This window comes from Caulobacter sp. GW821-FHT11A05 (assembly GCF_058809015.1).
Genome location: NZ_JBXASF010000002.1, coordinates 424,907 through 443,226, shown reverse-complemented (window position 1 = coordinate 443,226; position 18,320 = coordinate 424,907). Strand labels below are relative to the sequence as shown.

At 68.2% G+C, this 18,320-nt stretch carries 22 protein-coding genes; 15 read left to right on the top strand and 7 right to left on the bottom strand.

The window, feature by feature from the left end:
- The first annotated feature begins 3 nt into the window (after positions 1–3).
- The 4 genes from AC1RSK_RS05075 (at position 4) to AC1RSK_RS05060 (ending at position 3,312) form a co-directional block, all read left to right on the top strand.
- Positions 4–834, top strand: a complete 831-nt coding sequence (locus AC1RSK_RS05075; protein WP_492906125.1) for a terminase small subunit — start codon at positions 4–6, stop codon at positions 832–834.
- 335 nt (positions 835–1,169) lie between these two features.
- Positions 1,170–2,012, top strand: a complete 843-nt coding sequence (locus AC1RSK_RS05070) for an N-acyl homoserine lactonase family protein (RefSeq protein WP_492906123.1) — start codon at positions 1,170–1,172, stop codon at positions 2,010–2,012.
- Positions 2,013–2,014: 2 nt separating this feature from the next.
- A complete protein-coding gene (gene pseH, locus AC1RSK_RS05065) occupies positions 2,015–2,602 on the top strand; it encodes a UDP-4-amino-4,6-dideoxy-N-acetyl-beta-L-altrosamine N-acetyltransferase (protein WP_492906121.1) in 588 nt (195 codons plus the stop codon).
- A 209-nt stretch (positions 2,603–2,811) separates the two neighbouring features.
- The gene (locus tag AC1RSK_RS05060) at positions 2,812–3,312 is read left to right on the top strand and encodes a hypothetical protein (RefSeq protein WP_492906119.1); all 501 of its coding nucleotides are present in this window, start codon (positions 2,812–2,814) and stop codon (positions 3,310–3,312) included.
- Here AC1RSK_RS05060 and flaF read toward each other — a convergent pair.
- Both flaF and flbT read right to left on the bottom strand, forming a co-directional pair.
- Positions 3,309–3,674 (bottom strand): flagellar biosynthesis regulator FlaF, encoded by a 366-nt coding sequence (gene flaF / locus AC1RSK_RS05055; protein WP_492906117.1) that lies wholly within the window; start codon positions 3,672–3,674, stop codon positions 3,309–3,311. The two genes, AC1RSK_RS05060 and flaF, sit on opposite strands and share 4 nt — an antisense overlap.
- A complete protein-coding gene (flbT, locus tag AC1RSK_RS05050) occupies positions 3,634–4,059 on the bottom strand; it encodes a flagellar biosynthesis repressor FlbT (RefSeq protein ID WP_492906115.1) in 426 nt (141 codons plus the stop codon). Before flbT ends, flaF begins: the two co-directional genes overlap by 41 nt.
- 189 nt (positions 4,060–4,248) lie before the next feature.
- Here flbT and AC1RSK_RS05045 point away from each other — a divergent pair, with 189 nt between their 5' ends.
- From AC1RSK_RS05045 to AC1RSK_RS05030, 4 genes are all read left to right on the top strand, one after another.
- On the top strand, positions 4,249–6,006 hold the full coding sequence (locus AC1RSK_RS05045) for a tetratricopeptide repeat protein (RefSeq protein ID WP_492906114.1): 1,758 nt from the start codon (positions 4,249–4,251) through the stop codon (positions 6,004–6,006).
- A gap of 60 nt (positions 6,007–6,066) precedes the next feature.
- A complete protein-coding gene (locus AC1RSK_RS05040; RefSeq protein WP_492906112.1) occupies positions 6,067–6,552 on the top strand; it encodes a primosomal protein in 486 nt (161 codons plus the stop codon).
- A gap of 210 nt (positions 6,553–6,762) precedes the next feature.
- Complete coding sequence (locus tag AC1RSK_RS05035; RefSeq protein WP_492906110.1) at positions 6,763–7,632, top strand: AAA family ATPase; 870 nt, start codon at positions 6,763–6,765, stop codon at positions 7,630–7,632.
- Positions 7,633–7,737: 105 nt separating this feature from the next.
- A complete protein-coding gene (locus tag AC1RSK_RS05030) occupies positions 7,738–8,607 on the top strand; it encodes a hypothetical protein (protein WP_492906108.1) in 870 nt (289 codons plus the stop codon).
- 52 nt (positions 8,608–8,659) lie between these two features.
- Here the strand turns inward: AC1RSK_RS05030 and AC1RSK_RS05025 are convergent, their stop codons facing one another.
- Both AC1RSK_RS05025 and AC1RSK_RS05020 read right to left on the bottom strand, forming a co-directional pair.
- A complete protein-coding gene (locus AC1RSK_RS05025) occupies positions 8,660–9,034 on the bottom strand; it encodes a hypothetical protein (RefSeq protein WP_492906107.1) in 375 nt (124 codons plus the stop codon).
- 22 nt (positions 9,035–9,056) lie between these two features.
- Complete coding sequence (locus AC1RSK_RS05020; RefSeq protein ID WP_492906105.1) at positions 9,057–9,869, bottom strand: universal stress protein; 813 nt, start codon at positions 9,867–9,869, stop codon at positions 9,057–9,059.
- A 118-nt stretch (positions 9,870–9,987) separates the two neighbouring features.
- Between AC1RSK_RS05020 and AC1RSK_RS05015 the strand changes: the two genes are divergently transcribed.
- The 3 genes from AC1RSK_RS05015 (at position 9,988) to AC1RSK_RS05005 (ending at position 12,269) form a co-directional block, all read left to right on the top strand.
- A complete protein-coding gene (locus AC1RSK_RS05015) occupies positions 9,988–10,626 on the top strand; it encodes a YfbR-like 5'-deoxynucleotidase (RefSeq protein WP_492906463.1) in 639 nt (212 codons plus the stop codon).
- The gene (locus AC1RSK_RS05010) at positions 10,623–11,135 is read left to right on the top strand and encodes a tyrosine phosphatase family protein (protein WP_492906104.1); all 513 of its coding nucleotides are present in this window, start codon (positions 10,623–10,625) and stop codon (positions 11,133–11,135) included. The genes AC1RSK_RS05015 and AC1RSK_RS05010 overlap by 4 nt, the downstream gene beginning before the upstream one ends.
- A gap of 177 nt (positions 11,136–11,312) precedes the next feature.
- Positions 11,313–12,269 (top strand): NUDIX hydrolase, encoded by a 957-nt coding sequence (locus tag AC1RSK_RS05005; RefSeq protein ID WP_492906102.1) that lies wholly within the window; start codon positions 11,313–11,315, stop codon positions 12,267–12,269.
- Between the two features lie 158 nt (positions 12,270–12,427).
- Here the strand turns inward: AC1RSK_RS05005 and AC1RSK_RS05000 are convergent, their stop codons facing one another.
- The 3 genes from AC1RSK_RS05000 to AC1RSK_RS04990 all read right to left on the bottom strand — a co-directional run bounded on the left by AC1RSK_RS05000 (position 12,428) and on the right by AC1RSK_RS04990 (position 14,438).
- A complete protein-coding gene (locus tag AC1RSK_RS05000) occupies positions 12,428–13,381 on the bottom strand; it encodes a sterol desaturase family protein (protein ID WP_492906100.1) in 954 nt (317 codons plus the stop codon).
- The gene (locus AC1RSK_RS04995; protein ID WP_492906098.1) at positions 13,378–13,776 is read right to left on the bottom strand and encodes a hypothetical protein; all 399 of its coding nucleotides are present in this window, start codon (positions 13,774–13,776) and stop codon (positions 13,378–13,380) included. The genes AC1RSK_RS05000 and AC1RSK_RS04995 overlap by 4 nt, the downstream gene beginning before the upstream one ends.
- Positions 13,777–13,913: 137 nt before the next feature.
- Positions 13,914–14,438, bottom strand: a complete 525-nt coding sequence (locus tag AC1RSK_RS04990; protein ID WP_492906096.1) for a porin family protein — start codon at positions 14,436–14,438, stop codon at positions 13,914–13,916.
- 254 nt (positions 14,439–14,692) lie between these two features.
- On the opposite strand from AC1RSK_RS04990, the gene AC1RSK_RS04985 reads away from it, so the two are divergent.
- The 4 genes from AC1RSK_RS04985 (at position 14,693) to rutC (ending at position 18,181) form a co-directional block, all read left to right on the top strand.
- Complete coding sequence (locus tag AC1RSK_RS04985) at positions 14,693–15,814, top strand: beta-ketoacyl-ACP synthase III (RefSeq protein ID WP_492906094.1); 1,122 nt, start codon at positions 14,693–14,695, stop codon at positions 15,812–15,814.
- Positions 15,815–15,969: 155 nt separating this feature from the next.
- Complete coding sequence (gene rutA / locus AC1RSK_RS04980; RefSeq protein WP_492906092.1) at positions 15,970–17,058, top strand: pyrimidine utilization protein A; 1,089 nt, start codon at positions 15,970–15,972, stop codon at positions 17,056–17,058.
- On the top strand, positions 17,042–17,776 hold the full coding sequence (gene rutB, locus AC1RSK_RS04975) for a pyrimidine utilization protein B (RefSeq protein ID WP_492906091.1): 735 nt from the start codon (positions 17,042–17,044) through the stop codon (positions 17,774–17,776). The genes rutA and rutB overlap by 17 nt, the downstream gene beginning before the upstream one ends.
- A gap of 18 nt (positions 17,777–17,794) precedes the next feature.
- A complete protein-coding gene (gene rutC, locus AC1RSK_RS04970) occupies positions 17,795–18,181 on the top strand; it encodes a pyrimidine utilization protein C (protein WP_492906089.1) in 387 nt (128 codons plus the stop codon).
- The last annotated feature ends 139 nt before the right edge of the window (positions 18,182–18,320 follow it).

Genomic DNA, 18,320 nt, shown 5'->3' with positions numbered 1-18,320 from the left:
CGCATGCCCAAAGGCCAACCCACCCATGCGCCGCCCGGCAAGCCGCTGAACCTGCGTCAGCAGCGGTTCGTGCAGGAGTATCTGGTCGATGGGATCGCCGCCGCGGCGGCGCGGCGGGCGGGGTATTCGGTGAAGTCTTCGCTGTATTCGGGCCATCAGCTGACGAAGAACCCCCAGGTCCTGGCCGCCATCGCGGCGGAGAAGGCGGCGCGGGCGGCGCCGTTGACGCGGGAGGCGGCGGTTGAGGCGTTGCGCAGGATCGCCTCGGCCAACGTGCTGGATTACGCCCGGCCGGGGGCGGACGGGGCGCTGGAGCTGGATCTGTGGCGGCTGGAGCGGGATCGGGCCGGGGCGGTGCGGGAGCTGACGGTGACCGAGCGAACGGATCCGAAGACGGGGGTGGTGACGCGGACCGTCGGGTTTCGGCTGGCCGACCGGTCGGCGGCGCTGATGAAGCTGTTGCCGGTGCTGCGCTCGCCGACCGAGCAGGAGGCGAACTGGCGCGGGTGGCTGGAGGGGGCGGAGGCCATGGCGGAGCTGTCGCCCGAGCAGTTCGGCCGCTTCCAGGCCGTGCGGGCGGAGATGACCGGCGGCCGCAAGGCGGTGGCGATCAATGAGGTGGTCGACGCCTTCTGGGACCGGGAAACACAGGCGCGGGCGACCCGGCAGCAGGCCGCGCTTGATGAGGCCCTGGCGGCGCGGCAGGTGGAGCTGGACGCGCTGGCCCAGCAGCTGGACAGCGAATGGGAGGAGATTTCGGCGGAACGCACCCGGCTGAGCGAGCAGGCGCACCGGCTGGAGCGGCAGCGGGCGGAGGCGGAAGGCCGGCGCTGAAGGGGCGTTGTGGGTTTGCCTGAGGGGCCGGCGCTGCCCCCTCCACCACGCGCTTCGCGCGCGGTCCCCCTCCCCCGTCGCTGCGCGCCGGAGGAGGAATTGCCGGCGCTGCCCCCTCCACCCCGCGCCTACGGCGCGCGGTCCCCCTCCCCCGTCGCTGCGCGCCGGAGGAGGAATGGCCGGCGCTGCCCCCGCCACCACCCTGCTTCGCCAAGGCTTCGCAGGGCGGTCGTTCGGCGTATACGCCTCACCCCCCGTCGCTGCGCGCCGGAGGAGGAATGGCTGGACGGCGGTCGGGACGGCTTTCATGATCGCGCCGCCGCCTGGAGTCTGCCATGAAACTGTCGCCGCTCGCCGCCGCACTCGCCCTGCTGGGCGCCTTCGCCTTCGAGGCGGCCGCCGCGCCGGCCCCGGCGGTGACGCTGTACGCCATCGACTGCGGGACCATCGCCGTGCCCGACGCCGACTGGTTCGCCGACGACGGGGCCTACAAGGGGGTGTCGCGGGACCTGATCGTGCCCTGCTACCTGATCCGTCACCCGAAGGGCGACCTGATCTGGGACACCGGCCTGCCGCAAGCGGTGGCCGATCTGCCGGGGGGCAAGGGGCCGGAGGGGATGATCGTGCGGCGCAAACTGACCGACCAGCTGACGGAGCTGGGGCTGAAGCCGGCGGATATCGAGTATCTGTCGGTGTCGCACAGCCATTTCGACCATATCGGCAACGGCGGGCTGTTCGCGGCCTCGACCTGGATCGTCGACGCCGACGAGAAGGCGCACGCCTTCCGGCCGGCGGCGCGGGCCGAGACCCAGGTGTTCGGCTACTACGCGGCCCTGGAGACGGCGCCGACGCGGCTGCTGGAGGACGACGCCGACCATGACGTGTTCGGCGACGGCTCGGTGCTGCTGGTCGCCGCGCCGGGCCATACGCCGGGGCACCGGGTGCTGCTGGTGCGGCTGAAAGGGGCCGGGCCGGTGCTGCTGACCGGCGACCTGTGGCACCTGGCCGAGAGCCGGGCCGGGCGCAAGGTTCCGCGGTTCAACGTCGACCGGGCGGCGACGCTGAAGGCGATGGACAAGGTCGAGGCGCTGGCCAAGGCGACCGGGGCGCGGGTGGTGCGCCAGCATGTGATCGAGGACTTCGAGGCGATGCCGAAATTCCCGGCGGGGCTGGACTAGCCATGGCGGTGACCCTGCGGCCCCTGGCGGCCGGCGACGGCGAAACGGTGCTGGCCTGGCGCAACAGCGAGGCGGTGGCGCCCTACATGTATTCCGAGCACGTCATCACGGCGGAGGAGCATGCCGGCTGGCTGGCGCGGGCGCTGGCGGGCGGAGACCGGCGGTTCTGGATCATCGAACTGGACGGCCTCGGGGTGGGGCTGGCGAATTTGGTGAAGATCGACGGGGCCAATTCGAAGTGCGAGTGGGCCTACTACCTGGCCGATCCGGCGACGCGGGGGCGCGGGGTCGGGGCGGTGGTCGAGTATCTGGTGCTGAGCTTCGTGTTCGAGCGGCTGGGGCTGAACCGGCTGTGGTGCGAGGTGCTGGTCGAGAACGAGGCGGTGTGGAAGACCCACGAGGGCTTCGGCTTCCGGCGCGAGGCGCTGTTTCGGGCCCATGTGCGCAAGGGCGGGGTGTTCCGGGACGTGGTGGGGCTGGGGATGCTGGCCGCCGACTGGCCGGCGGCGCGGGCGGCGGCGCGGGAGAAGCTGGGCGCCAAGGGGGTGGACCTGGCGGCGCTGGAGGGGGTGCTTGAGGAGATGGGCTAATCCCCCCTACCGCTCATCCCGGCGAATGCCGGGACCCAGCCGCCTGAGCGCCGGCTGTTCAGGATGAAGCTCTGATCCAAGTGGATGAATCTGGGTCCCGGCATTCGCCGGGATGAGCGGAAATAATCATTGGTCGAGCGTCTGGCCTTTGGCCTGCCCGTTGCATTAAGACTTCCTTAACCGGCGAAAGTCCGGTGCGGAGGATCAAAATGGGACGAGTTTGGGCCGTGTTGGCCGTGGCGTTGGGTCTGGCGTTCGGCCAGGCGAGCTTGGCTTCGGCGGCCGAGTGGACGCTGTTGAAGGCCGAGGACGCGGGGTTTTCGGCCGAGCTGCCCGGGGACGCCACCCATGTGCGGTCCGGCGCCTATGAGCCCGAGCAGTGGCTGCTGGTCGGCGGCGAAGGGGTCTACGCCATCTTCCTGTCGCCGACCGGCGCGGGCGAGGCGGACGAGGCGCTGCTGGACAGCGTGCTCGACAACAGCGTCGAGGCGCTGGCCGGCGAGGTGCAGGAGCGCTGGACGGCCGACGCACAGGGGACGCGGGTGCGCTGGGCCAATTTCGCGGGCCAGGCTTCGGACCTGCCGGTGGCGGGCCAGGCGATCGCCATCGCCCGTCCGGGCGCGGTGCTGGTGGCCATGGCGCTGACGCCCCAGGGCGGCGACCCGGCCAGCGTGGCGCGGTTCCTGAACAGTGTGCAGTTGACGCGCTAGGCGGTTTCCGCCGGAGCGCCGTGCAGGCCCTGCATGATGATGCGGTTGATGTCGATCAGCGGGTCGATCTCTTCCTCGCGGCGGATGACGGCGCTGGTGTGCTTGCCGACCCAGATGGAGATGGAGATGATCTGGGCGCGCAGCGGCACCGGCAGGGCGTTGTCCGGCTGCGAGCAGTCGGTCGCCAGGGCCGACCATAGGCGGCGGTTCCAGTCGAGGGCCTCGACGCGGCCCGCGATCTGGGTGTCGGGAAGCTGCTTGGCGTCCATGAGGGCGCGGGTGACCTGGCCAAACAGCCGGTACTCGGCCTCCTTCGGGTTTTCAGCCCTCGCCGCCGCTTGTTGATACGCCTGAAGACCCATTCCCCAACCTTTCGTCCTCGTAGTCCACCAGCTTCCGGCAGAGCATGAGCGCTTTGTAGTATTCTCGCTCCATGATGTGCTTGGAGATGTTAACGCACTCCGACAGAACGCCCGGGTTGCGGATAACGTTCATGAACTCGGTGAGGCGGCGGACGAACTCGTCGTAGTAGCGGCCGGCGCCGGGCTCATCGAGGTACATCATCATGACGGGGAAGTAGATGTGGCGGGCCGGCGTGACGGCTTCGGACTCCTGCATGATGTCCTTCTCGCGAAGGACGGAGGCCTTGTTTTGTAAGATTAAAACGCCGCGCCGGTCGCCATTCTGGACGACCGCGCCATTGAGGACGAACTTCTCGCCCGGCTTCAGAGACAGTTTGAGCGGCACTGGGCCCTCCCCCGATACTGGCTCGTAGAATGCCCCACCATGGTTAACGCCGTATTGCCGCAGGGGGTAACATTTGGCTGATCTTAAGGGCGGGGTAACCATAAGTCGGCGATCTGAGGGGTTAAGATCGCCACAGACTGTGACCACATGACGCGCCGAAAATCCGAAGTTTCTTCCGTTGCTCTGGGGATGACGCCAATCGTCGGCCAGGCGGCGCAGGTGAAGGCGTTCGGCGGCATGGCCGGCCAGGCCGGATCGCCGGCGGCGCTGACCCGCATGCTGGAGGCCATGGCCGAGATGAAGGCGGCCAGCGTCGGCGGCATCATCGACCAGGCGGTGGCGGCGCTGCAGAAGGACGACTTCGAGACCGGCGGGCGCCTCGCCATCCAGGCGCTGGAGATGGACGAGCGGTCGGGCTTCGCCTGGTACCTGCTGGCCATCGCCCGCGAGCGGGCCGGGGATTTCGGCAGTTCGGTGAAGGCCTATGAGAAGGCGCTGCTGCTGATCCCGGCTCATGCCGAGGTGGCCAACGACATGGGCCGCCTGGCCTATCGCATGGGCATGCGGGAGACGGCCGAGAAGCTGTTCGCCCACTATGTGGCGGCCTATCCGGGGAACCCGGAAGGGGTCAACAACCTGGCTTGCGCGGTGCGCGACCAGGGGCGCTATGACGAGGCGGTGGAGATCCTGCGGCCGGCGATCATGGCCAATCCGGGGGCGGCGGTGCTGTGGAACACCCTGGGCTCAGTGCTGGCCGAACAGGGCGACCCGGCCGGCTGCGTGACCTTCTTCGACGAGGCGCTGCGGCTGCAGCCGGTGTTTCCCAAGGCGCAGTACAACCGCTCGACGGCGCGCCATGCGCTGGCTGACACGGTCGGGGCGCTGGAGGACTGCAACGCGGCGATGGCGCAGACCATGCCGGCCGACGAGATCCAGATGATGCGGCTGGCGCGGTCGACGATGCATCTGACCCTGGGCGATCTGCAGCACGGCTGGGACGACTATGAGGCGCGGCGGCATCCGAGTTTCGGCGACGTCACCCACTATCTGGTCGAGCGGCCGGAGTGGACGCCCGACAGCGACCTGGCCGGCCAGTCGCTGCTGATCTTCGGCGAGCAGGGGCTGGGCGACGAACTGCTGTTCGCCAACCTGATCCCGGACGTGCTGGCCGCGCTGGGGCCGAAGGGGAAGCTGACCCTGTCGGTGGAGCCGCGGCTGGTTCCGCTGTTCCAGCGCAGTTTCCCGCGGGTTCGGGTTGGGGCGCATGCGACCTTCGACGTCGACGGCAAGACCGTGCGGGTGGCGCCCTTCCTCGATGAAGCGGACCTGGCGAAGATCGACCTGTGGTCGCCGCTGGGATCGCTGCTGCGGGGGTTCCGCGGCCGGGTCGACGCCTATCCCCAGGACAGCGGCTATCTGACCGCCGATCCGGCGCGGGTGGCCCATTGGCGCAAGGTGCTGGACTCCGCGCCGGCCGGGCCCAAGGTCGGGCTGTTGTGGAAGAGCATGACCGCCAAGGGGGCGCGGCACCGCTGGTTCTCGCCGTTCGAGCTGTGGGCGCCGGTGCTGCGCACGCCGGGGATCTGCTGGGTCAACCTGCAGTACGGCGACTGCTCGGCCGAATTGGCGCACGCCAGATCGCAGGGCATCGACATCTGGGTTCCCCCCGGCATCGACCTGAAGCAGGACCTGGACGACGTGGCGGCGCTGACCTGCGCGCTGGACCTGACCGTCGGGTTTTCCAACGCCAGCCTGAACCTGGCCGGGGCCTGCGGGGCGCCGGTGTGGCTGGTGACGCCGCAGGCCTGCTGGACGCAGCTGGGGACCGATCACTACCCCTGGTATCCGCAGGCCCGGGTGTTCACCCCGACCACCTATGCCGACTGGAACGAGGTCATGGACGAGATGGCGGCGGCGCTGGCCGAGAAGTTCGAGACCGGAACGTAAGGCGTCCGCAGGGGTTGAATCCGTGGGCGGCATTCCAGCCGCCGGACGGATGACAACGCCATGACCAACATCGACAACGGGTCCGACCCGCAGGATCGCGCCGAGGTCCTGGACGAAACCAACCTGACCAAGGACGGCGGCAATATCGCCAATTTCGACGAGGTCTCGGACGTCTATGACGCCACCTCGGCCGCTGGCGACGCCGACATCGACGATCTCGACCCCGAGCGGGACGAAGCCGACTTCGAGGCCGCCGAGTTCGACGACCTGACCGAAGAGCGCGACGACGCCGGCCTGCGGGCCGCGCCGGAAGACCGCAGCTTCGCCTCCGACACTGATCGGGTGACGGGCGAGCAGGAGCGGACCCGCAACTACGAGGCCTCCGGCGGAACCGGCGACGAGGCCGACAAGACCGGCACGGCCTCCGATCCGGCCGACGCCGTCCCCGACGAAAAGGACGAGCACGTCGACAAGCAGCTGGACAAGGGCCTGAAGGAGACCTTCCCGGCTTCGGATCCGGTGTCGATCAATCCTGGGGCGGATTAGAACCGAACCCTTCTCCCGCGGGGCGGGAGAAGGGTTTGCCCTGACCTGCCCTCCCCCAACGTCACCCCGCATCGCCCGCGCGGCTTTTTCGCGCGAGGCGATGAAAACGCTTCACAGACCGGTTCCTGACGCTAGTGTCGCCGTTGAATGAAACGTTTGTTTGGAGCGCCCTTCTCCCCTGCAGGAGGGGGCGCTCCGCAGGGGATGCGAATGACCACGCGCTTCGAAGGCACCAAGGACTATGTGGCCACCGACGACCTCAAGGTCGCGGTCAACGCCGCCATCGCGCTGCAGCGGCCGCTGCTGATCAAGGGGGAACCCGGAACCGGCAAGACCGTCCTGGCCGAGGAGATCGCCAAGGCGCTGGGCGCGCCGCTGATCACCTGGCACATCAAGTCGACGACCAAGGCCCACCAGGGGCTCTACGAGTACGACGCCGTCACCCGCCTGCGCGACAGCCAGCTGGGCGACGAGCGGGTCAAGGACGTCCGCAACTACATCAAGAAGGGCAAGCTCTGGGAGGCCTTCGAGGCCCCCGGCGCGCGGCCGGTGCTGCTGATCGACGAGATCGACAAGGCCGACATCGAGTTCCCCAACGACCTGTTGCAGGAACTCGATCGGATGGAGTTCTACGTCTACGAGACCGACGAGACCATCAAGGCCGTGGTCCGCCCGGTGGTGATCATCACCTCCAACAACGAGAAGGAACTGCCGGACGCCTTCCTGCGCCGCTGCTTCTTCCACTACATCAAGTTCCCGGAAGCCGAGACGATGAACGCCATCGTCGAGGTCCACTACCCGGGGATCAAGCAGAAGCTGGTCGCCGAGGCGCTGCGCATCTTCTACGACATGCGCAAGGTTCCGGGCCTGAAGAAGAAGCCCTCGACCAGCGAGCTGCTCGACTGGCTGAAGCTCTTGATGGTCGAGGACATCGGCGAGGACGTCCTGAAGGAAAAGGACCCGACCAAGCTGATCCCGCCGCTGCACGGCGCCCTGCTGAAGAACGAGCAGGACGTCCACCTGTTCGAACGCCTGGCCTTCCTGGCCCGGCGCGAAGGGGCGACGCGGCCGGGGCAGTAGTTCTGGCGAGACCATAGCGGTTACCGCGAATTCACTGGCGAATTGATTGGCGCGGCCTCACCTTCACGGGTGAGGCCGTCGCTATTTCAAAAGGCTAAGAGCAACATGAAAACCAAGCTGATGACCGCCGTGGGCTGCGGCGCCATCCTCCTCGCGCTGGGCGCCTGCGAAAGCCGGTCCGAGTACCGGGCCCGCAAGGCCGAGCGCGAGGCGCTCAAGGTGGTGAGCAAGCTCGACTGCCCCGAAACGCAAGGCAACCTGAAGCGCACCGCCGTGGCCGCCGATGGGCTGAGCTGCACCTACGCCGGCGACGGCTCGGACGTGACCCTGCGGCTGGTGGCGGTCAGCAACGACCCGTCCAAGGCGCTGGAGCCGATCGAGGCCGAGGTGAAGGGTCTGTTCCCCGCCACGCTGGTCGAACCGGAAACCCCGACGCCCCCGGCCAAGCCGGGCGAGCCGGCTCCGGTGGTCGAGAAGAAGACCACGACCAAGGAAAAGGTCTCCATGCCCGGCCTGTCAGTCGAGACCGAGGAAGGCGACGGCGTCGACAAGGCCCATGTGCGGATGCCGGGCCTGACCGTCAACGCCGACGGCGACAACGCCCACGTCAAGGTCATGGGCATCGAGATCAACGCCAACGAAAAGGAAAACGAGGTCCGCATCGTGCGCGAGCGCTGGCGCGGTGACGACGAGGGCGATTTCAACATCGACACCTCCGATGGTCACGCCAGCATCAACGATGGCGGCTTCTCGCTGGGCGGCAAGCGCAGGCAGGGCTACCGCAGCACCTTCGTGAAGACGACGCAGGCGGCGGGCGCCGAATGGACTGTCGCCGGCTACGAGGCCCAGGGCCCCAAGCGCGGGCCGCTGGTCGTGGCCATCGTCAAGTCGAAGAGCCCAAGCGACGCCGACGGCGAGGCCAAGCACCTGTTCCGGGACGCGACCTCGCTGGTGCGCAAGCAGTTCGGGGAGTGATCACGAAGGGCGGTCCTTTGAAGGACCGCCCCCTCCGGATATTGGTTGGACCTCAGCTCACCGGCTGCACGTCGGTGACCTTGTAGGCCAGCAGGCGGCCGTCCTCGTCGGCCACTGACACATACTCCCCGACCGCGAAACGGTGCTGGCCGAGCTTGTGGACGGCCTCGTCGTCGGTGTCGTCCTGGTCGTCGTAGTCGAAATACCAGTTGTCGCGGCGGCGGGCCAAACGGCCCGTCGTGGCGTCCTCGTCGGGGGCGAAGCGGCGGACGGTGCAGTCGGCCTTGGCCTTGCCGAAGGCCTCGGGGTCGAGCATGCCGTCGTCGGTCAGCGGCGCGGTCAGGGTGTAGCCGCGGTGGTCGTCGCCATCGGCGAATTCGGTGCCCGGATTGCGGGCAAGGCGCATGATGATGCGGGACAGGGTCATGCCTGTTTCTCCGGTTTGAAAGCTAATGTGAGAGGAAGAGCGACGGACCGTCGTTGTTGAGCAGCGTCCGGGTGGTGCCGCCGAAGATGTACTCCTGCAGGCGCGGGTGCCCGAAGGCGCCCGCCACCAGCAGACCCGCCCCCAGACGCTTGCAGGCGTCCAGCAGCAGGGGGGCGGCGTCGCCGTTCTCGGCGATGACCTCGACCTCCGAGGCCACGCCGCGATCGGCGAAGAACTGTTGCAGCCGGCCGCCCTCGAAATTGCGCGACGAGGCGGCCGGGGCGCAGAGGATGACCACGCGGCTGGCCTTTTCGAGCAGCGGCTGCGCGGTGCGGGCGGCGCGGCTGGCCTCCTTGCCGCCGTCCCAGGCCACGGCGACGACGCCGCCGACGGCCAGGCCGGGACGGGCGACGATGGTCGGCCGCTGTTCGTCGGCGACTGTCTGCTGGAAGGCCTCGGCCAGGGGGCCGCGGCCGCGGGCGGCCTCGTCGGTGAAGACCACCACGTCGGAGAGGCGGCCTTCCATCGACAGGCCGGCCCAGACCGGCGTCTCGAGGCTGACGAAGCGGGTCTTGGCGTAGCCGCAGGCGGCGACGGCGGCCTGGGCGGCGCGCTGGCCCTCGGCGGCGGCCTCCTTGAGGCTGTCCATGGCGGTGATCTGCACCCCGCCCATGAACCCCTCGCCCATCCAGGGCATCAGGTCGGCGACGTCGGCCGGGGCGTGGACGGCGGCCAGTTCGGCGCCGAACGGCGTCGCGATGGCGGCGGCGGCCGCCAGCACCTGTTCATCACCTGCGCCACCGGCCAGAGGCGCCATGATACGGGCCCAACTCATGCAGTCATCTCCATGTGTAGACCAACGAATGTGACCGCTACCCCGTTCCTGTCGTTGATCTTTGTCAAGCGATGCTCCAGTTGAACGTTCCCGATTGTTCGACGAGAGGAACGGCGAGATGGCCAACGGGCCGCGCGGCAAGCAACCCAGAGCCTGGCAGCGGATGCTGTCGGGGCGCCGCCTGGACCTGCTTGATCCCTCGCCGATGGACATCGAGATCGAGGACATCGCCCACGGCCTGGCCCGGGTGGCCCGCTGGAACGGCCAGACGATCGGCGAGCACGGCTTCTCGGTGGCCCAGCATTCCCTCGTGGTCGAAGAGATCGCCGCCCACATCCAGCCGGATCTGGCTCCGCGCTGGCGGCTGGCGGCGCTGCTGCACGACGCGTCGGAGTATGTGATCGGCGACATGATCAGCCCGTTCAAGGCGGCGCTGGGCGTGAGCTACAAGGAGTTCGAGGAGCGGCTGGAGCACGCCATCCACGCCCGCTTCGGCCTGCCGGCCAAGACGCCGCAGAACATCAAGAAGCTCTTGAAGACCGCCGACCGGGCCTGCGCCTATTTCGAGGCGACCCAGCTGGCCGGATTCACGGTCGAGGAGAGCCTGAGCATCTTCGGGGCCCCGCCGGCCGGCTACAGCCTGGTCATCCATCCGCAGCCGCCGGGCGAGGCGCAGGAACGCTATGTGGCGCGCTTCCATCTGCTGTCGGAAGCGGCCGGCTATGAGCGGACACCGCAGGCCTTCAGCACCGAATGACGATTATTGTCAGCCCGCTGCGGGACGCGCCGACGGTCATCAAGTGGAAGAAGCCGTCGCACGTCATCACCCTCCTGGAAGAGGGGCTGATGAGCCAGGCGCCCCGGGCGCTGTATCCGGACCGGCACCTGAAGCTGATCGTGCACGACATCTGGGAACAGACGGCCGGCGAGACGCTGCCTGACGAGGGACTGGTGCGAAAAATCCTCGATTTCGCCGGGACCTGGGACGGGCGCGATCCGATGCTGGTGCATTGCTGGGCCGGGGTCAGTCGGTCGACGGCGAGCGCCTTCATCGTCGCCTGCGCGCGCAATCCCAGAGCCGATGAGGCGGAGATCGCGCGGACGCTGCGCAAGGCCTCGCCGGGGGCGACGCCGAACCCGCTGATCGTGCGGCTGGCCGACGACGTGATGGGACGCGGCGGGCGGATGGTCGAGGCGGTGCAGGGGATCGGGCGGGGGGTGTATGTGTACCCGGGCGCGCCGTTCGAGATGGCGTCGCGGTACTAGTTCCTCCCCCATCGGGGGAGGTGGGCGTCGCGCAGCGGCGGTCGGAGGGGGTCCGCTCCCCATGCCAGCGGCAGCTTTCGGGGGTTCGGCCGCCGCCATCGGTGGGGACCCCCTCCACCACCGCCTTCGGCGGCGGTCCCCCTCCCCCGATGGGGGAGGAACTGCTACCACCACCCCATGAACCCGTCCGTCGTCATCGGCCTGTCCGCCGTCATCGTCGCCATCCGCGAGAGCGAGGCGGTGGTGCTGACCGTGCGGCCGCAGGAGGCGGCGGCGCTGCCGTTCGGGCCGTTCGCGCCGGAGCGGGACCGGACCTTCGAACTGGCGCTGCGCCAGTTCGTGTCGAGCCAGACCGGGTTCGAGTTGGGCTATGTCGAGCAGCTCTACACCTTTGGCGACCGGGGCCGCGAAGCGCCCAGAGCCGAGGTCGGGGCCGGGGCGGCGCGGGTGGTGTCGGTGGGCTATCTGGCGCTGACCCCCTCGGCCAGCGGCGGGCTGGCGGGCGACACTGTCTGGGCCTCGTGGTCGCGGTTCTTTCCCTGGGAGGACTGGCGCCGGGGCCGGCCGGACCTGATCGATGAGGGGATAAGGCCGGCGCTGATGGCCTGGGCCGGCCACGACGCCGGGCGGGCGGCGCGGGCCAGGCTGGCCTTCGCCCTGGACGGGGCGCCGTGGAACGAGGAGCGGGTGCTGGAGCGCTATGAGCTGCTCTACGAGGCCGGACTGGCGCCGGAGGCGGCGCGCGACGCGGCCCGGGCCGACGGGCGCGACCCGGCCGAGCCGGCGGCGATCTCGGCGGCGCTGGGCGAGCCGATGATCAGCGACCACCGGCGGATCCTGGCGACGGGGCTGGGGCGGCTGCGGGGCAAGCTGAAGTACCGCCCGGTGGTGTTCGAGCTGATGGCGGCGGAGTTCACCCTGTCGGCGCTGCAGAAGACGGTCGAGGCCATCGCCGGCATCCCGCTGCACAAGCAGAACTTCCGCCGGGTGGTCGAGCGGACGGGTCTGGTCGAGGGGCTGGGGCGGATGGACGCCGAGACCGGCGGGCGGCCGGCCGAGCTGTTCCGGTTCCGGCGCGAGGAGTTGCAGGCGCGGCCGGCGCTGGGGCTGAGTTTGCCGGGGGTTCGGGATTGACGCAGAGGAGCGGCCCGCCGCAATTTCGGGGACACAATACTTAATTCGACCCTTCACGCTTGAGCGGCAAGACCGGTGGGCGAATTAAGTATTGTGTCCCCGAAATTACTCCGCCGGCTCCGTGACCGCCTTCGGTGTGTGGGGGTGGGGTGTGAGCCCTACTCCGCCGCCATCGGGGGCGCGGCTTCAGCCTCTGCTTCCGCCTTCTGACGCTCGACCCACTTGGCCTTCAGCGTCTTCGACGTCTCCCGCGAGCCATCGGGACTCCAGCCCGGCGGTCCAAACAGGTAGCCGAGCACCTCCCGCGCCGACCGCGAGCCGGCGAGGTCCTTGCCGATGCCGATCCACTCGTGGAAGGCCACCCGCAGGATGTTGAAATCGCCGAGGTTCTTGACCAGGCCGTAGCGCGGCGGCTCCGCGTCGGTCTCGGGGATGAAGGTGCCGAACATCCGGTCCCAGATGATCAGGATGCCGGCGTAGTTGGCGTCGAGGTAGCGGGCGTTGCGGGCGTGGTGGACGCGGTGATGGGACGGGGTGTTGAACACCGCCTCGAACCAGCGCGGCATCTTTTTGATCGCCTCGGTGTGGATCCAGTACTGGTAGACGAGGCTGATCCCCTTCTGGATGGCGATCATGGCCGGCGGGAAGCCGATCAGGGCCATGGGCAGCCACAGCAGCCAGGTGCCGGCGACGCCGCCGGTCCAGGTCTGACGCAGGGCGGTGGCCAGGTTGTAGTGCTGGCTGGAGTGGTGGTTGACGTGGCTGGCCCACCAGAACCGGCGCTCGTGGCTGAGGCGGTGGAACCAGTAGTAGGTCAGGTCCTCGAGGAAGAAGATGGCGACCCAGGCCCAGATGGCGGTCATGCCGATGTCGAAAAAGCGGTAGTTATCCCAGATCCAAATGCCGACGAGCGCGATGCTGCCCTCCAGCAAGCCACCAGCGACGGAGCTTCCAAGACCCATCAGCAGGGACGTTGCCGTGTCTCGCGCCTCATAGGCGGCTTTGATTTTCCCCCACCTGGTCAGGATGATTTCGCCGATGATCGTCAGGACGAACAGCGGGATCGCGTAGGTGACCGGATTGAAGGCCGGCTCGATCGGGCTGAGGGTCATGCTGCGATCAGGCCTTCGGGCGCCTGGGGCGGCCAGGGAGTGACGCCGCTGACGGCCAGCGAGAGCTTGGGGGCGGCGGGGTCGGCGGTCCGCAGGCGGACGCGGCCGCCGCGGATCGGCGAGGCGATGGCCGCGTCCCAGGCCATGTCGCGGGTCACCCAGCTGTCGCCGAGTTGGGCGAGGACCAGTGCGTGGTCGCCGCTGCGGGCGATGGCGCCCAGGCCGTCGGCGGCGATCCAGACGGCGTCGATGGGATAGCCAGGATAGTCGGTGTCGAGGAGGTGGCGGGCGGTCGGCTCGTCGAGGGGCTCAGTCGGGCGCGGGATTCTCGCCCAGGCCGTCAGGCCGACCATGGCGGCGACCGCCACGGCCGAGCCGATCAGCTGTATCAGCATGCCGTTCACTTCAGACGCTCCGTGCCCCGGGCGCGGACTCTGACGGGCTGGGCGGCGGCGTCAATGAAAAAGGCCCCCGCCGGAGGGCGGGGGCCTGTTCCACAAGGTCGCGGAAAACCGCGACGGCTGGCGCTGTCCTAGAACTTGCGGACGTAGCTCAGGCCGACGACGTCGGCTTCGCCGTCATCGGTGTCGTGACGGGTGACGTCGAGGCGGACGCCGTCCTTGTCGCTGAAGAAGTACTGGCCGCCGATGCCGTAGGCGACGCCGTCGGTCTCGCCGGACCCGGTGAAACCGGCGCCGGAGATGTCGAACTCGGACTTGGCGTAGCCGACGCGGGCGAAGATGTCGGCCTTCGGCGAGACGGGCAGGTAGCCGACGGCGAAGGCGCCGGCCGAGTAGTTCAGATCGACGTCGACAGGGATGCCGCTGATGCTGGTCGAGTCGTCGGTGACGCCGCCGGACAGTTCGCCTTCAACGCCGAAATACTGGCCGAAGCGGGCGCCGACGCGGCCCTGCACGGCGCCGAGGTTTGCGTCTTCGACATTGACGTTGGCGCCGCCGATGGTGCCGTACCAGGTCGGGCTGAGGTCCTGGGCCATGGCCGGGGCGGCAATGGCGAGGGTGGCGACCGAGGCAGCGGCGATGATGAGAGATTTCATTGTTCTATACTCCTGACTTCATTTCGTACTTTAGGACCCCTCCTGCCCTTGTTTAGGTATGGTGCAAACGCGGCGGCGCAACGGCGGTTCAGGGTTTGGATTGCGGCTAACCTGTTTCGTTGCGGCGAAAGCACACACCCTGTTCGGCGAAAGGCCTGGCGCGTGCGGGGATGACGCCGGCCCCGCCCGTGCTATCTAGCGGGCAAGCAACAACAGGGCGGGTCCGGACGGATCCGCGTCGGGAAGCATCCATCGTGCATCAGGCCGTCATCGCCGCCACCGGGCTGTTCACGCCCGAGCAGAGCATTTCCAACACCGAGCTGGTCGAGGCCTTCAACAGCTACGTCGAGCGCTTCAACAGCCGCAACGCGGACGCCATCGCCGCCGGCGAGGTCGAGGCCCTGGCGCCCTCCTCGCCGGAGTTCATCGAGAAGGCCTCGGGCATCAAGGCCCGCTTCGTGATGGACAAGGCCGGCATCCTCGACCCGGAGTTCATGGCCCCGCGCATCCCCGAACGGTCCAACGAGGAGCTGTCGGTGCTGGCCGAGATGGCGGTCAAGGCGGCGCGGCAGGCGATCGAGGCCTGGGGCAAGGATGCGTCCCAGATCGACGCGGTGCTGTGCGCGGCCTCGAACATGCAGCGGGCCTATCCGGCCATGGCCATCGAGGTGCAGCAGGCGCTGGGCATCGAGGGTTTCGCCTTCGACATGAACGTCGCCTGTTCCAGCGCCACCTTCGGCATCAAGACGGCGGCCGACTTTATCGCCAGCGGCTCGGCGCGGGCGGTGCTGATGGTCAACCCGGAGATCTGTTCGGGCCACCTGAACTTCCGCGACCGCGACAGCCACTTCATCTTCGGCGACGTGGCCACCGCCGTGATCGTCGAGCGGGCCGAGGATACGCCCGCCGGCCAGGGCTGGGACATCCTGGGTACGCGGCTGAAGACGGTGTTCTCCAACAACATCCGCAACAACTTCGGCTTCCTCAACCGCGCCGCGCCCGAGGGCATCGGGGCCAGGGACAAGCTGTTCGTGCAGGAGGGCCGCAAGGTGTTCCGCGAGGTGGTGCCGATGGTCGCCGAGATGATCGTCGAGCATGCCGGCGACATCGGCGTCGATCCGCATGGGCTGAAGCGGATGTGGCTGCACCAGGCCAACATCAACATGAACGAGATGATCGGCAAACGCGTGCTGGGCCGCGATCCCGAGCCCGGCGAGAACGTCATCATCCTGGACGACTACGCCAACACCAGCTCGGCCGGCTCGATCATCGCCTTCCACCTGCACCATGACGGGTTCGGGGCGGGGGACACGGGGCTGATCTGCAGCTTCGGGGCGGGGTATTCGGCCGGGACGGTGTTTGTGCGCAAGCGCTAGTCACCGGGCGCTGGCGCTGCCCTCATCCGACCTCCTTCGGAGGCCACCTTCTCCCGACAAGCGGGAGAAGGGACGGGGATGGCCCTCCCCTCTTGCCAATTTCAGCAAACAGAGCGCCTCATGCCCGCCCACTGAATTCGAGGGCAGGCATACCTATGGACATCGGCGTCTTCATCCCGATCGCCAACAACGGCTGGATCATGTCGGCGACCTCGCCGCAGTACATGCCGACGTTCGAGCTGAACAAGCAGGTCACCCTGAAGGCCGAGAAGTACGGGCTGGATTTCGCCCTCTCGATGATCAAGCTGCACGGCTTCGGCGGCGAGACCGAGTTCTGGGACTATGCCCTGGAGAGCTTCACCCTGATGGCGGGCCTCGCGGCCGTGACCAGCAAGATCAAGCTCTATGCCTCGGTGCCGGTGCTGGCCATTCCCGCGCCCATCGCGGCGCGGATGGCGGTGACCATCGATTCGATCTCGAACGGCCGCTTCGGGATCAACATCGTCTCGGGCTGGCAGAAGGCCGAGTACGACCAGATGGATATCTGGCCGGGCGAGCGCCACTTCCTCAATCGCTACGACTTCTGCGCCGAGTACGTGACGGTGATGAAGGAGCTGTGGCGCGACGGGGAGTCGAACTTCAAGGGTGAGTTCCTCACCATGAAGGACTGCAAGCTGCTGCCCAAGCCGCAGGTCGACATCAAGATCGTCTGCGCCGGCCAGAGCCAGACCGGCGTCGACTTCGCCGCCAAGCACGCCGACTACAATTTCTGCTTCGGCATGGGGCTGAACGAGCCGAAGAAGTGCGCCGAGGCCGTGGCCCGCAACGTGGCCGCCGCCAAGAAGGCCGGGTCCAACACCGGCGCACTGCTCCTCTTCATGATCATCGCCGACGAGACCGACGAGGCGGCGATGGAGAAGTGGGAGACCTACAAGAAGGGTGCGGACCTCGACGCCATCGCCTGGATGAACCACCAGGGCGAGGCCGATCCGCGCGGGGCGCTGGACGTCTCGGCCATCTACATGAGCCGGCCGCCGTCGGCGATGAACCTCAATATCGGCACGCTGGTGGGATCGTACGAGACCGTCGCCCGGCTGATGGACGAGATCGCCGAGGTCGAGGGCGCGGCCGGGGTGCTGCTGACCTTCGACGACTTCCTGGTCGGGCTCGACCAGTTCGGCCAGCGCATCCAGCCCTTGATGAAGACCCGGCGGGACGTGGTGAGCGATGTCCTCCCTGCGTGATCGCCCGCAATCGATGGCGCAGGCGCGGCCGGGGGCGGTGATGCTGCCGGCCCGGCCGGAAGCGGTGCCGATGTCGCCGAAGGACACGGCGCTGATCGTCGTCGACATGCAGAACGCCTACGCCTCGCCCGAGGGGTACCTCGACAAGGCCGGGTTCGACATCGGCGGGGCGGCGGCGGTGATCGGCCAGATCGGGCAGGCTTGCGAGGCGGCGCGGGCGGCGGGCGTGCAGGTGGTCTATTTCCAGAACGGCTGGGATCCGGACTACGTCGAGGCCGGCGGCGAGGGGTCGCCCAACTGGTGGAAGTCGAACGCCCTGAAGACCATGCGCGAGAAGCCGGAGTTGGAGGGCCAGCTGTTGGCCAAGGGCGGCTGGGACTATGAGCTGGTCGAGGCGCTCAAGCCTCAGGCCGGCGACATCGTCATCCAGAAGCCGCGCTACAGCGCCTTCTTCAACACCTCGCTGGACTCGGTGCTGCGGGCGCGGGGCATCCGCAACCTGGTGTTCGTCGGCATCGCCAGCAACGTCTGCGTGGAATCGACCCTGCGGGACGCCTTCCACCTGGAGTATTTCAGCGTGATGCTGGAGGACGCCGTCCACCAGGCGGGCCCGGCCTTCCTGCAGGAGGCCACCGTCTACAATGTCGAGAAGTTCTTCGGCTGGGTGAGCAACACCGCCGACTTCTGCGGGGCGATCCGCCAGACCCCGCCCGCCTGAACCTCACAAGGACAAGCCATGCCCAAGAAAGTCATCACCCCGCCCGGGACCGTCACCCCGATCGCCCCCTTCTCGCCCGGCACCCTGGCCGATGGGGTGGTCTACGTCTCCGGCACCCTGGCCTTCGACAAGGACAACAACGTCGCCCACGTCGGTGACGCCGAGGGCCAGACGCGGCAGGTGCTGGAAACCATCAAATCGGTGATCGAGACGGCCGGCGGGACCATGGACGACGTGACCATGAACCACATCTTCCTGAAGGACTGGGCCGACTACGCGGCGATGAACAAGGTCTATGCGGAGTATTTCCCGGGCGACAAGCCGGCCCGGTTCTGCATCGTCTGCGGCCTGGTGCGGCCCGACTTCCTGGTCGAGATCGCCAGCATCGCCCACATCGGCAAGTAGCTTAAGGCCGTACGTCGAGTCGTCGACCAACGTTCGACAACTTGTGGTTAGGTTTTTGGAAACCCCGCCGGCCGCCATGCCGGTATCCAGACAAGGCGAAGGGGCGCACCGGGGGGGTGGTGCGCCCCTTCTTGTCAAG